This window comes from Paenibacillus sp. D2_2 (assembly GCF_031199965.1).
Lineage (GTDB): Bacteria > Bacillota > Bacilli > Paenibacillales > Paenibacillaceae > Fontibacillus.
In genome coordinates, this window is the sequence record NZ_CP133605.1 from 3,592,619 (window position 1) to 3,606,018 (window position 13,400).

Genomic DNA, 13,400 nt, shown 5'->3' on the forward strand with positions numbered 1-13,400 from the left:
CCGATTAGTGTGAAGTGCAGCGCGACCTAATATCATTTGCCAGCTGTTCAGGATCTTCACTCTCTAATACGACTTTATCGAAACTAACCCCTTTGAGGCTGAGAATAACGACTTTTTTGGCATCATGATAGGATAGGAAATAGTTCTCCAAAATGGCTGCCACTTCCCATCCTGAAATACTCACTACTAATTCACGATCACCCAACATCATTTGAACACCCACCTATAGTCTCCTCCTCTTTACACTGGTCCGGAATTCTGTGGAATGAACATGCCAGCGAAAATGCGCGTCTTCCGCTCAGCTGATGGTTGATTATCCAACACTTTCTCCAGACATTGATTAATGGATTGAAAAAGCTCCACAAATTCACCATCGCTCACATGAATCGGTGTTGACCAATAGCCGAACCCTTCTTCTTTGTACTTATCAGGTGGCGTATTCGACAGATATGTGGTAGCGAGCTGCAGTAAATTACTATGAAATACTGAGAAATAACGGATGTGATCCTCAATGGAGGTCGTTTCAATCTCATGTTCAGGAATCTTCAGGTTGTCTTCTCTGGCCAAGAATAGACGTTCTTCCGTCCCTTTGACTTTTTTCGTATCAGCCACTTCGATGAGCTCCGCTTTAAGCAAAAGATTGACATGTCGGTATAAAGTAGCTTGAGGAACGTCACCAAGCGCCTCGGTAAGCTGGGCAATCGTTAATGGAGTACCTAACAGCAAATGTTGTAAAATACGCATACGCACGGGATGAAGTAGTAGATCAGCCTTTTTAGTCATTGTATTGCCCCTCATTATTAATCATTATCATTTTATAAAATGATAATGACATTGTATTTCCGAATCGTAAATAGGCCGGTTTTAGTTCAGTAGAAATTTATGTAATAATGGTTTTAAGTTATTGGCAATGAGGTGAGAGAATTGGTCAGACGGATATAGGTAGCCTCCTAAATAAATTGATCTGTTCATTGTTTTAGGAGGCTATCTTAATTTATAGGAGTTGTATGTATATGAGACAAAATAAATACGATGATGTTAATTTCTTTTCTGCTTATGGTAAAATGCTGCGTTCCGTGGAGGGACTTGAAGGTGCGGGTGAATGGCATGTGTTTAAAGAAATGCTACCTAAATTGCAAAATAAGAGTATTCTTGATTTAGGTTGCGGATTCGGCTGGCATTGCCGTTATGCTCGTGAACAACAAGCAAGCTCTGTAATCGGAGTAGATATATCTGAGAAAATGCTGCAAAAAGCTCGCGAAATGACGGATGACCCCGAGATTTCTTACATGAACATGCCCATTGAGGATATAAACTTCTCTGCTTCGCAATTTGATGTTGTCATAAGCTCTTTGGCTTTTCACTATATTCAGTTTTTTGAAGAGATCTGCAACAAAGTTTATGATTGTCTCAAACCGGGAGGTTCCTTTGTGTTTTCAGTAGAGCATCCCATCTTCACTTCCCGGAACGAGCAAGATTGGTATTACGATGACCAGGGCAATCGTCTTCATTGGGCCGTGGATCATTATCAATCCGAAGGTCTGCGGAACACTACATTTCTTAATGAAGCTGTTATCAAATATCATAGGACGATTTCGACCTATATCAATGACTTGATTCATGCCGGATTTATTATGCGGGAAGTCAAAGAACCTATTCCTTCCGAAGAAATGTTAAGGAATATTCCCGATATGAAAGATGAACTCCGAAGACCCATGTTTCTAATAATTTCAGCTGAGAAATAGGCAGTGTATACACAAAGGGAAGCCCAAGTCGGGGCTTCCCTTCTAGATTTCAGACCCGTTTCTATCGACTAAGCTTACTGCCCACGCTGCTTACGGTTCTCTTATAACCTAGCGCAATTTAAGTCTAGTTACTCCGGATGAATGCTTGCGCTGCCATTCCCTGCTGACCGAGACACCTGTATCTATAGCAAAGTCAATCAGCATGATCCATGCCGCAGCGATAAGAAACCATCCTGGTAAAGAAGTGAGGAGCAGTAGGATGGCTGGATGGATCAACTCTGCCAGCACAAATGCTAAGGCTCCCCAGAGCAGGGAGAATTCTACACAGACATAACCGCCGATGTTCATTTTCTGGCCCTGATAATCCCACCATTTTCGATGAAAAATTTTGTCCAGTACCCAACCCGTAGCATATTCCAGACATGTAACCAGTAGAGCGGACATCAAGAAAATAACCAGTCCGCGCGCCAACGGATCGTCCAACCTTGCTCCTGCCTGTTCAGAAACAGTAGTGATCAAGAGCGCTCCAAAGCCATAAATGGGGCAAAAGGGTCCACATAAAAAGCCCCGATTAACAAAACGTCGCTCTCGGATGCTAGCATAGGATGTCTCCAGAAGCCAGCCGGCGAAAGCGTAAATCGCAAACAGTACCATTTTTTGCGCAAATACGCTGCTCATGAGTTTCACTCCCCCAATCGACATGAATGTAAGAACTACAAAAGACCAAAAAACTCTGTGCCAGGAGCCTAGCACACCCTTGACTGCTCAGATTTAATACATTGCTGGAGTTCCTCGAGGCATTGCTCTGCTGCTACCTCCCCCGCCTTGATACACTCAGCTGATTTAGTAAAATCAAAGGATGCGTAATAACCTACCTCGGGACGGATCACATAGTCCGCTCTTTTAAGACTGACATGCCTTCGCCCTGCGGCCATCAAACCGTAAGAACGGTATACCACCTCCATCATATTTCGTGGCGGTTTCTTCTCATGCTCTCTGGCTACGTCCACAGCAATAATAAAGTCATCTCCCCCGTCCAACGCTTCCTCCACGGGTAGATTGTTAAGGACACCGCCATCAACAAGCATCTTATCGCCATCCATTAGCGGGGCAAACACACCGGGAAATGCAGTCGTCGCCCTCAGGGCGGTTCCCAAGTCACCATGATCCAGAACCACCTGCTGTCCGCACATGAGATCCACAGCAATCGCTTTGAATTCAATTGGGAACTGCTCAATGAGCAACCCCTGTTTACTATGCTTTTCCAGCAGACCGTTAATCGTCTGTTGAACCGCGTTGCCCCCCAACAGACCGCGATGTCGAATGCCCATATCGATCAGACGGTACTTCGGAGTGTTCAGAATCACTTCCTGAATAGCCTCTGCCGGCACCCCAGCCGCATACAAGCCGCCGATAGCACCCCCCATGCTTGTACCTACAATACGATCAACCTTGATCCCATTCCTCTCAAAAGCTTTTAATACACCGATATGCGCCAAGCCCCGTACAGCTCCTCCACCTAATACCAACGCGGTTTTCATTGTGACACACTCCACTATCTGATCTTTTCAAAATATATATAGAGGTCTCTTCGCAAAAAACACAAAAGACCAAAAAACTATCCAAAAGCTAAAGCCTTTAAGCTAAAGCTTCTTGCAACAAATCGGACAGCATTCGCTGTTCATGATTGGACAGTCCGTCCAATGTATCGATAAACTTGGAGATAAGCTCCGTAAGTTCATTTCCCAGTTCATCGTTAATCGTCTGAATGATCGTTCCGAGGACCGTACCCACAAACAGCAATATCCCGCTCTTACTATGAAGTCTCTTGCTGACTAGCAATGAGATAAGATGCTCTGTCTTGCTCCCCAGCTTCTTGATATATACTAATAGCAGGCCGAGAATGTAACCGCAGAACTCTAGATTAGACGCTTTGGATGATATTTCGTTCATGACTTTACGGATAACCTCATTCACATTGGTGTCCTTGACACTTCCTAGTAGCTTCCTGATATGCGCTATCGTATGTTCCCAATCGACCGCATTATAGCTATCCTTCCGGTTTAGCTTAAATAAATCAGTAGCCTGGTCCGTAGGAGAAAACACAACTTGCGATCTGCCGGTTTCCTTGGCATTGACTTCATAACTGCGGCTCACAAATCCTTGCTTCTCCATCTCCTTCATCATGTCATAAGCAGTCCATTTGCTTACACCCAAGGAAAGAGCCAGTGTCTCATAGTGAATCGGCAGGCTTGTACGTTGATATAATTCAACTAATTTATCCAGAAATTGCAGTCGTCTTTTCGTAAGCGACATGGAGTTCACCTCAGTGGTATGACCTTTATTAATCAACAATAACATTTGTTTTTGGGTCTTTTGTGTATATGGTAGCACGACAATATTTAATCGTCAACCTGGACACTTATTATATAAAATGCCTCCGCTTAACCATACGGATGATTTCGACGTTGCTAGAGCAACAAATGTCATGATAGTATATCAACCAATGGATTGGATTGTTATTCAATGCCACAATTCAGATTCTAGAACAATCCATAATACCATCCAGAACACTGGAGGTGAATGAATGCTGAAAGTAAATCGTGATGATAAACGTCCCATCTGGCAGCAGCTTCTGGATCAAGCGATTCACAAAATTGAAACTGGAAAATGGTCACCAGGTGAATTACTGCTCCCATCCCGCGAACTCGCTCAATTGATTGGCGTTTCCCGCTCAACCATACAGATTGTATATGAGGAGTTATTTAGCCGCGGATATACCGTAACCTCTCGACGAGGTGGAACAAGAGTTAGCGAATGGATATATACGACTCGTCCTTCAGAAAATGCTGCTACACAAGGGTCCCTCCCTCCTGAACTACCTCTGTTAAACATCGGAGTCGACCACTTGCACCAATGGTTTGGTAACAAAGATCATCGAAAAACAGAGATTGATTTCACTCCTCATGAGCCTTATTTAGACGAACATTTTCAAAGAAATTGGAGAAAGTCCTTTTTACATGCCTCTACGGAAACAAGCTTGGACAGTTGGGCATATGGCAACGCCTATGGCTACCTGCCGTTGCGAGAGCAGATTCAACGTTACCTGTCGCTTGAACGAGGAGTTCATGTAGATATCGATCAAATTATTTTAACTTCTGGCGCACAGCATAGCATTGATTTAATCGCCCAAGCCCTGTTATATGAAGGAGATATTGTTTCGGTTGAGGATCCTGGCTTCCCTGCTGCTTGGATGGTGATGAAATATCGGCGCATGCAAGTCGCATCCGTTCCGGTCGACGAACACGGACTTTGCGTAGATCGCATTCACCCTAAGTCCAAACTTGTATATGTTACACCATCGCATCAGTGTGCGGCTGGAGTTATTATGTCGGAGCCTCGCAGGCAACAATTGTTACATATGACTGCTGAGCAGCGTTGCTGGATTATTGAGGATGATTACGACAGTGAATTCCGGTATCGTGGTGACCCAATTCCAACCTTGTTCAGTCAGCGGCCTCAGAACACGTTGTATATGATGAGTTTTTCCAAAATGATCGCTCCTGGTATCCGGATATCAGCAATCGTTGGTCCCAAAGAAGCCATTCGTCAGATTGCCCAAGTCCATGAGCTAACCAATCGCCATCTACCGATTATGGAACAATTAACACTTACTCATTTTATCGAACATGGTCATTTTATGCGTCATATGAGACGAGTTCGCAACGTATATCGGCGTAGACACGAAGCTATGACGAAAGTCATTAACACATCAGGTCTTAGTGCACATTTTACTCTAAGTGGCGCAGAAACGGGGCTTCATATGCTACTTGAGGCTGATAAATCGTTTGGAGAAGAAGCAGTGACGAGGTTAGCGCTCGACCAGGGAATCCGTGTATACCCACTGAGTACATATTGTTTGGAAAGTGATCGAAAAGGATGGGTACTGGGTTTTGCTAAGGTAGATGAGGGACTTATTGAGCAAGGAATACTCCGCCTTGCTAAAATGATCTTTTAGAGGTAGTTCAAAAATGATAGTTCAAAATAATGCTGCCGAATCTGTAACGACAGCATTATTTTTTAAGCGATGATTTCGGACTTACACGGTTTTACCCGCTCTGAACATTTTTTCAATTTCCAGCGGATTTTCTTTCGCAGTGATATGATGTGGATTTATTCGATACACCTGAACCGGACCACCAAATACGGCTGACCGGTACCTGTCTACGTGTTGCTGAGGTAATGGACGATTATAGTAACCCGGCACATACTTATGAATCATTTCTTGCAGCATATGTGTAGCTTCATCCAGATCCATGACAGGTTCTGCCTTGCCAAAAATCATGACACTCATATACGCTGTGTCCGTCTTGGCTGGCACCGGATCAGTAATCGTTCCATATTCTTCACAAACCGTAAAACAGACCTCTGGATTAGCATCCATCACCTGATTCCTTCTCCGCCAGGTCGCTCCATGGAAGTAAAGCTTGCCATCTGTCCAGACAAAATTAAGCGGAACTACATAAGGCAGATGACCATCAGCCATTCCAAGATGTCCAACTCGAGCCTGCAATAGAAATGTCTCAATCTTGCCCTTGTCCAACACTTCCCTTGTCTTGTAACGAACTCTATCCATACTATCACCCCTATAATATTGAATTAATATTGGCTAGTGTATCAACTATTGGAGTGATTAGAAATATCCAAAACTATTAATTTAGAGCAATCCAAATTCAACCTTACAGAATAAATAAAGCTCCTGAACCTTGATCCCGTTTCTAACGAAACTGGATATCGCTATTTGCACCAAAAAGAGCTGTTGAGAATTTTAACGAAACTGGGGATCGTTATTCTGCTACTTTCATGGCTTTTTGATCGAATTGATCTCAAATAGCGTTATGGTGTTTCGTTAGAATTTATTTATCACTGTCTTTGCCAAAATAACGATATGGAGTTTCGTTAGAGCCCTAGACCCAAGTGATCACTTCAACCTGCTGCTTACACTACTCAAGAAAAACTTCAGCGTGTTCTCTCTTTGCGGCAAGAGGGCATTCACCTTCTGTTCGGAATGTGCAAGTAGATCAGAGAGCTGCAGCTCCAACAAAGGCAGCACCAGGTCTACACCTATTTTTCCGGTAATATCGTCCATGCTCTCCTGGCTCGGGAACAATTCTGTATCATGGTATTTGACTAGCATACCAACCTTACGCCGAATCGTATCGTCGAAGTCAAGACGCTGAAGAATGAAATCTCCCAGAATGACGCTGATCTCTTCATGCCCCTTGAAACTGTCCACTCCATCCCGTGTAACCTTGGTATACGGCTTACCGATATCATGGAACAATGCCGCTAGCTTCAGAGCGAGATCCTTCCTCACTCCATCCACAACCTCGTAAGTATGAAGAAGTACGGGCAGACGATGCGCCTGGCATATGCTGCTCACAATCTTTGCAGACGATGAGTTCTGGAATGATCGACAGCAACTCTTCCTCCGCCAAGGCGATGTTCTCTTTCGTCAGCAGAATGGTCTCTAACCGTTCTCTTAAGCTACTTTCCAATCTCTCCAACCCCTTTTTCATGCTATAAAAAATCTATAGTTGTCTATTGTTTTCTCTGTACAATGTCCTGCTTCGTATCATTCACGATCAACTGAAAAACATCTGGACGGCTATAATGTCCAACTGGATCGAAGTCAAATCGACTCCGTACGATCTCGGAGAGATCCAGTGTCGCCACTAGAATCCCCTCCTGGTCATAAAGCGGCTCCATGATGTATTCACCTAACGGGCCCACAATCGCGCTTCCCCCTACTGAGAACCTCGGGATCCTGCTCTATATCCGGATAGTAGGCTAGGTCTGCGGGATAGGATTCCTTGGTTGCAAACTGATTGCAGGAGAGGACAAAGCAACGGCCTTCGCAGGCAATATGGCGAATCGTCGACTGCCATGAATCCCGCGCATCTGCCGTCGGGGCTACATAGATATCGATCCCCTGCGCATACATCGCTGTTCGGGCTAGTGGCATATAGTTTTCCCAGCAGATCAGTCCGCCCACCCTGCCAAAGGGAGTGTCAATCACGGTCAACGTGCTGCCGTCGCCTTGCCCCCATAGCAGCCGTTCGGAGCAGGAGGAACCAGCTTGCGGTGCTTGCCCAGCAGTTCCCCGTCAGGACCGATATAGATCATCGTATTAAACAAAGTACCTGTGCTGAAATCCTGATCGCGCTCCACGACACCGATGACAAGATGAACCCCTAACTCCTTGGCCAAATCGCCAATCTGCTTCGTCTCATCTCCCGGGACATCGATGGCGCTGGTCCAATAGCGCTCCCAATCTTTCCGTCCGTCAGCGGTGCGGCTTCCGACACGTGCTCCGAAGCTCAGACCGCGCGGGTATCCCGGCAGGAATACTTCAGGGAAGACGATCAACTCTGCTCCCTGCCCAGCCGCTTCCTTCGTCATCGAGGCGATCTTGTCCATAGCGGACTGCTTATCGAACAAGATCGGAGCGGCTTGTATGACCGCTACTTTCACATGCCGATTTCTCACTTTATCATCCCTCTCTGTTATCCATTCCGACAATGAGCGGAAGAACCGGACCCTGAACACCTATCATAAGAGAGAGTGGATCAAAATAAACCATCCAATAGAGCATAAATTGTAACCATCCACTTTTTGTTTGTGTAGCCATCCATTCATTCATTGCTGCTTGATTAGGTTAAATATCGCATGAAAGCAATAGAGCAGCTGTTCTCCCTTTACAGGAGAACAACTGCTCTATCGTTATTAACCAAGAAAGTATGGATTTCATAATACTATACCAATTTCGTTTGACAGCCGCCTTTAGCTTCAATCACTGCACCGTCGACTTCAAGCCATATCGAAGAATAGGAAGGATTATAGACAAAATCCAGAGAAGCCGAAAATCGAAGGTGCTGATATCCCTTCAAATAATCGACAATTTCTATATTTGAGGCATACCAAATGTCTTCACGCTGGCCAACTGATTTGCAAAAGTTCTCTATCAACTCCCAGTTATTATCCTGATCAAACTCATAGCTATGTCCCCAAACATACATCAGATTGAGATGATGCCTTCTATTCAATTGCTTAAATGTCTCCGCCAGCTCCAGCAGATTCCTATTATGGTGGCAAGTCGGGTTCCACTCCATGAAATCGTCCGGCATGCGAAAGTCGCCATGACTCTCGACTGTTCTGGCATATTCGATGCCAAGATACGGGAGCATATCTTTGATTTGTTGGTTAAATGAACCGTTAGGATAAGAGAATCCTCTTATAGGATAACCCGTGATGCTTTCCAAAGCCTTCCTATCGCCCATGATCTCTTCAACGATTTGCTCCCTGACACATCTTGTCATGGTTGGATGCGTAACCGAATGGGCTGAAATCTCATGACCTAGATAAACCTCCCCGATCTCTTCCAACGCTATCCGATCATTCTGTCCAGCCAGGCCCGAATTAAGGTGGAAAGTCCCTTTAATCCCATACTCGTTAAACACGCTAACCAAGCGTTTATCGGCCGTTCTGCCATCATCATAACTCATAGTTAGAACTTTATTCTTCCCTCCAGGGAACGTCAGCAGAACATTTGCCATACTAATAACCTCCTATATCCGTAAGTACAAGCGAGAGAAAAATAAGAGTCAATCCCTGCCCATATAGCGTCGGGATACACGGAATTTCATCATAATCCGAAACGTTTGGCATAACTGGTGTTCCTCCGGATACACCTTGTACTGTCCCATCAGGTTCGATTTGCGCCATAACACATTCTAATGTTTGATTGACTGCTTCCCGGTATGTAGCATCCAACCACCCCATTCTAATTCCAGCCAACCACCCCGCCGCGATCCCCGCGCTCCCTGACGTTTCCTCATAGAATTCGGGCTGATCCAATACGGTACTCCACATGCCACTTGCTCCTTGATATTGTCGCAGTCCCGCCGCAAGCTGCCGGTATCGCTCGACGATTTCCTCGGCAATCGGAATCAGGGAACCGATCTCCTCGGCAATCCAGGGACACGCCAGCACAACCCATGCATTGGCACGAGTCCAGCGAGCTGAGGACATATGATGCCCTTCTGCACAATTCCAGCCATGGAACAATACACCCGTTTGAGTATCCTGGAGCAATCGTAAATGAATAAGCAATTGGAACTCCGCTTCTTTGGCATACTTACTGTCTCCGGTTAACTTCGCAAGTCTAGCCAAAAAGAGTACGGCCATAAACAGTGTATCCGCCCATACTTGTTCAGAAAAATGGGCATTCTCCGTAACTGTATGCTCAAAAGCGCCTTCTCGCGTGCGTGGTGCTTCTGTCAGCATCCAATCACCGATTTTGATTGCTGTTTCCAAGTACCATCGGTCCCCGCTAACCCGATACAACTCCGGGAAGATCGCATATGGCGCCATAGAATTAATTACGTTCACTTGATCACTCAAATGTTTATTGTCTTCACTCCATTGACGCAAATATTCGATTGCTTCTTGTTTACCAACCAGCTTGGCATAAGCCAGGATTGAGATTACTCCAACTCCCGGTACCCAATCCCAGCTTCCCATGTTCATTCCCCAGTCATTCACAGTCCGATCGATCATTCGATGATAGACACGTTCCGCCAATTCCGTTAGTTCATCATTCCCCTTCATACGCCCACTCCCTAGATTTCCAAATATGACAACATCCTAAGTAATTCCCTTTCAAGATGTGCTATCTTTAATGTACGGATCCGAGTTTGCGAGACTTGGCTTCTTGTTCAGATTTTATGGGGATTTTTCCAAATACTCCTGAAAACTTTGAAATGAACCATGTTAAAATATCATTACTACCCACCATTCCCTTTGGAACAGGAGAACTAATAAAATGGGTTCAGACTACATCTCTCCCGGCTATCAGTTCGATGACATTACGAATCGGTTTCTAGATGATTTCCCCGTCCATTGTCATTTCCGTAACGGTATGATCGGTCAAAGCAAGCTGCATGCTCATCGGGGGTACGAGCTCTATTATTGTTTAGAAGGCCATGGAAAATTACTGGTCGCCGATCGTGTATATTCCTTGTATCCTGGCACCTTTGCCATCATAAAGCCGTACGTCCTGCACTTACCGTCCGTCATCGGAACAAAACCTCTTCACCGTGTCGTGCTATCGATCGACGAACATTATATGCAGATCTCATTCAACAACTTGCCGGAATCAGCAATTGCGTACACACCCTGCTTACTGAGCCGCGCCCCTTCTGGCACTTGTCTGCGGTGAAGATGGATACGATCCGAGAGCTGCTGCTGCGGCTTTCTAAGGAGCTCGCCGACAAGCCCGTTTTTTACGAGGCGGCAATACACCATCTGCTTACCGAAATGTTCGTTATACTAGCGAGGGAGCGGCATTGTCCCCCAAACATCGACAAATCAGAGAACACTGCGTTTGATTTAGCGGAGCGTATATTACAATATTTAACTGTACATTATGCCGACTCGATTGAGGTCAGCCGCTTACATGAACGGTTCAATGTCTCCCGCTCACATATGTACGATCATTTTAAACAAGCAACCGGCCATTCCTTGAACCGCTATTTAACGCTTTATCGGATCAATCAGGCTAAACGGCTGCTCATGGATACTCCACTCTCCGTGACCGAAATCGCCTCCAACGTTGGTTTTGGTGATCTCTCACATTTCTTTCATACGTTCAAAGCGGAAACAGGCCTGACGCCAAGCACGTTCCGCAAACAGGCCGGACACGAAGTACAACCCTATCGATTGTCATAGAAGCCCTTCGCAAACCTATTAAAATCGCCTATCACAACGGCATTAGGGTCAATAAAAAAGCCGATCCGCAGCGAAACACCTTATCGCTGCGGATCGGCTCCGTCTCATTTTTACCAATCGCTTCCCCTGAGAGGCAATGTCAAGCTCATCTGCTCATGATTCCATTCACCACTAATCGAGATCTGATCTTTCGACTTCTGAATCGTCGGCGATAATGCCTGCCCTTCGCTATTCAGCAGCATTGTAAACAGAAAAGCTGCTTGGCGAATTTGGCGGAAATCGATCGTTTTTCGCTCCCCGGAATAGATCACCCAATCAACTCCAAGCACACCGTCCACTTCGTTTATTTCCCATCGCCAGGAGGCATCCTCAGCCTGCCGATCGTCAAAGGCCGCAAACCAGTTGTGCAGCGTGATCGTTATTCCGCTGGCTCCGCCGATACGAATGACCGCTTCCTTCCCTTCAGCTTGACTTTCCATCCGCTCTAGACAGCCGCTAATCTCTAAACGAAGCCGGAAGTCTGTCGCTTCAATCATCCCATCAATTTTATCCAGATTCGGGTGTGTATCTCCGCCATTCGTAATAAAATGCACGCCATACAGCACATGCTCTTCACGCTGTGCACTATTGAAAATTGCTGAACAATAGTCATAACCGTCATGCAAGCAGCGTAAATGCATGTAGGTTGGCTGACCGCCGTTATCCAAATAAGCAAGCAAGGTCCGTGTCTGATTCCACATAATCTCCTTATTAAAGGTGCCGAGAGTATAATTTGGCGTCATATAGGTCGTCGCCCATTTTTCTGACTGATCATGTTCATTGATTGCGAAGCATTTTTGTAGCTCACGTTCCTCAGCAACAAGCATCCGCGCTGCTGTAGCTTCTGGGCAATGTATGCCGCTCTTGTACCATTCCTCATCGTACGGAAAGTCCACCCATTCAAAAAATTGCAAGGTTCCTCCTGTAGCATATTGCAGGAAGGCTTTATGGTTATTGTTTAACAGAGTGTTATAACAGCGGCTATGCGGCCCCGACCACTGGCCTGTCGCAGCATGATAATAGTCCGCCACCGAACTCCAAGCCATATCGAGCAGTTCTCCGCTCAGTTGCTTGGCTCGTTCAAGCTTTGTTTCTGTATGCAGCTTGGATAATTCCAGAATAGCAACCGTTGTATAAGTCGGGCTGTTATATTCCTGAAAGGCCTGTCGCACCTGCGTGAATTGATGCAGCTTCTCCAGACGATTCAGACCATACGTCTCATAACGCTTCTCGCCGAACACCTCACCAGCGACTAAGGTGACAAAGGCGCCCATAATGGCAATATTGGTATAGCCAGGCCCTACATCCCGCTTAATAATCGCATCGCACGCGTTATAGATCGCTTGCTTTACCTCCGCGTACAGCTGCACAGGGAATTTCTCGCCATGACGCGATAATGCCAGCACAAGCTGTTTGCCGCAAAAATCCGCCCAGTTCCAATCCGGCGGTGACATTTGCTCAAGCGGCTCCTCGTAGAACCACGACCAGATCCCGAATGTATTGCGGCTACGATCTGTATCCTGCAAGGAGACAACTTTGGCAAAAATGTCAAAGGCGCGCGCTTCATAGCGCTCCTCTTCTGTGTCAAGCAAACCAAGCGCATAGATGAGTGAATGAAGCGTAGAGTGAATGACATCGGCTTTTTTTATGGTCGTATGATAGCCTGGACTGCTAAATGGCGAGGTGAGCATCTGAATCTCGGGATTATATGCCGACTCTTTAGATTCAATCTTCCGCCGCAGCATTTCCAGTTCCTCTAGTTGCTGAAATTGTTTATTCACGGTATTCCTCTCCTTGTTTCCCGCAGCCTCATCATCTGATGCGGCT

General features: G+C 45.7%; 15 protein-coding genes and 1 pseudogene. 4 read left to right on the top strand and 12 right to left on the bottom strand.

All coding sequences use genetic code 11. The features are described 5' to 3' along the window. Positions 1-4 precede the first annotated feature (4 nt). On the bottom strand, positions 5-223 hold the full coding sequence (locus RE628_RS18185; protein WP_309154392.1) for a hypothetical protein: 219 nt from the start codon (positions 221-223) through the stop codon (positions 5-7). A gap of 17 nt (positions 224-240) precedes the next feature. After that, positions 241-783, bottom strand: a complete 543-nt coding sequence (locus tag RE628_RS18190) for a helix-turn-helix domain-containing protein (RefSeq protein ID WP_309154393.1) — start codon at positions 781-783, stop codon at positions 241-243. Positions 784-1,013: 230 nt separating this feature from the next. Between RE628_RS18190 and RE628_RS18195 the strand changes: the two genes are divergently transcribed. Continuing rightward, positions 1,014-1,745, top strand: a complete 732-nt coding sequence (locus tag RE628_RS18195; protein WP_309154394.1) for a class I SAM-dependent methyltransferase — start codon at positions 1,014-1,016, stop codon at positions 1,743-1,745. A 108-nt stretch (positions 1,746-1,853) separates the two neighbouring features. Here RE628_RS18195 and RE628_RS18200 read toward each other — a convergent pair whose 3' ends face one another. From RE628_RS18200 to RE628_RS18210, 3 genes are all read right to left on the bottom strand, one after another. Next, positions 1,854-2,423 carry a putative ABC transporter permease gene (locus RE628_RS18200; RefSeq protein ID WP_309154396.1) on the bottom strand — a complete coding sequence of 190 codons (570 nt, stop codon included), beginning with the start codon at positions 2,421-2,423 and terminating at the stop codon, positions 1,854-1,856. A gap of 68 nt (positions 2,424-2,491) precedes the next feature. Beyond that, positions 2,492-3,286, bottom strand: a complete 795-nt coding sequence (locus RE628_RS18205) for a patatin-like phospholipase family protein (RefSeq protein WP_309154397.1) — start codon at positions 3,284-3,286, stop codon at positions 2,492-2,494. Positions 3,287-3,383: 97 nt separating this feature from the next. Then, positions 3,384-4,061 carry an Lrp/AsnC family transcriptional regulator gene (locus tag RE628_RS18210; RefSeq protein WP_309154399.1) on the bottom strand — a complete coding sequence of 226 codons (678 nt, stop codon included), beginning with the start codon at positions 4,059-4,061 and terminating at the stop codon, positions 3,384-3,386. A 271-nt stretch (positions 4,062-4,332) separates the two neighbouring features. On the opposite strand from RE628_RS18210, the gene RE628_RS18215 reads away from it, so the two are divergent. After that, entirely contained in the window at positions 4,333-5,763 is a 1,431-nt protein-coding gene (locus RE628_RS18215) for a MocR-like pyridoxine biosynthesis transcription factor PdxR (RefSeq protein WP_309154400.1), read from the top strand. Between the two features lie 81 nt (positions 5,764-5,844). Here the strand turns inward: RE628_RS18215 and RE628_RS18220 are convergent, their stop codons facing one another. From RE628_RS18220 to RE628_RS18245, 6 genes and pseudogenes are all read right to left on the bottom strand, one after another. Then, positions 5,845-6,381 (bottom strand): pyridoxamine 5'-phosphate oxidase family protein, encoded by a 537-nt coding sequence (locus RE628_RS18220; RefSeq protein ID WP_309154401.1) that lies wholly within the window; start codon positions 6,379-6,381, stop codon positions 5,845-5,847. A 345-nt stretch (positions 6,382-6,726) separates the two neighbouring features. Next, positions 6,727-7,122, bottom strand: coding sequence for an HDIG domain-containing metalloprotein (locus RE628_RS18225; RefSeq protein WP_309154402.1), 396 nt, complete (start codon positions 7,120-7,122; stop codon positions 6,727-6,729). After that, complete coding sequence (locus RE628_RS18230) at positions 7,079-7,303, bottom strand: hypothetical protein (RefSeq protein ID WP_309154403.1); 225 nt, start codon at positions 7,301-7,303, stop codon at positions 7,079-7,081. Before RE628_RS18230 ends, RE628_RS18225 begins: the two co-directional genes overlap by 44 nt. Positions 7,304-7,346: 43 nt before the next feature. Continuing rightward, positions 7,347-8,294: pseudogene (locus RE628_RS18235) on the bottom strand (carbon-nitrogen hydrolase family protein). 266 nt (positions 8,295-8,560) lie between these two features. Further along, entirely contained in the window at positions 8,561-9,361 is an 801-nt protein-coding gene (locus RE628_RS18240; protein WP_309154404.1) for a polysaccharide deacetylase family protein, read from the bottom strand. 1 nt (position 9,362) lies between these two features. Continuing rightward, a complete protein-coding gene (locus RE628_RS18245) occupies positions 9,363-10,415 on the bottom strand; it encodes a glycoside hydrolase family 88/105 protein (protein WP_309154405.1) in 1,053 nt (350 codons plus the stop codon). A 214-nt stretch (positions 10,416-10,629) separates the two neighbouring features. Between RE628_RS18245 and RE628_RS18250 the strand changes: the two genes are divergently transcribed. Beyond that, positions 10,630-11,025, top strand: coding sequence for a cupin domain-containing protein (locus RE628_RS18250; RefSeq protein WP_309154406.1), 396 nt, complete (start codon positions 10,630-10,632; stop codon positions 11,023-11,025). Next, positions 11,022-11,534, top strand: coding sequence for an AraC family transcriptional regulator (locus tag RE628_RS18255; RefSeq protein ID WP_309159500.1), 513 nt, complete (start codon positions 11,022-11,024; stop codon positions 11,532-11,534). The genes RE628_RS18250 and RE628_RS18255 overlap by 4 nt, the downstream gene beginning before the upstream one ends. A 110-nt stretch (positions 11,535-11,644) precedes the next feature. On the opposite strand, the gene RE628_RS18260 is transcribed toward RE628_RS18255, so the two are convergent. Beyond that, a complete protein-coding gene (locus tag RE628_RS18260) occupies positions 11,645-13,354 on the bottom strand; it encodes a DUF8769 domain-containing protein (protein WP_309154407.1) in 1,710 nt (569 codons plus the stop codon). Positions 13,355-13,400 lie beyond the last annotated feature (46 nt).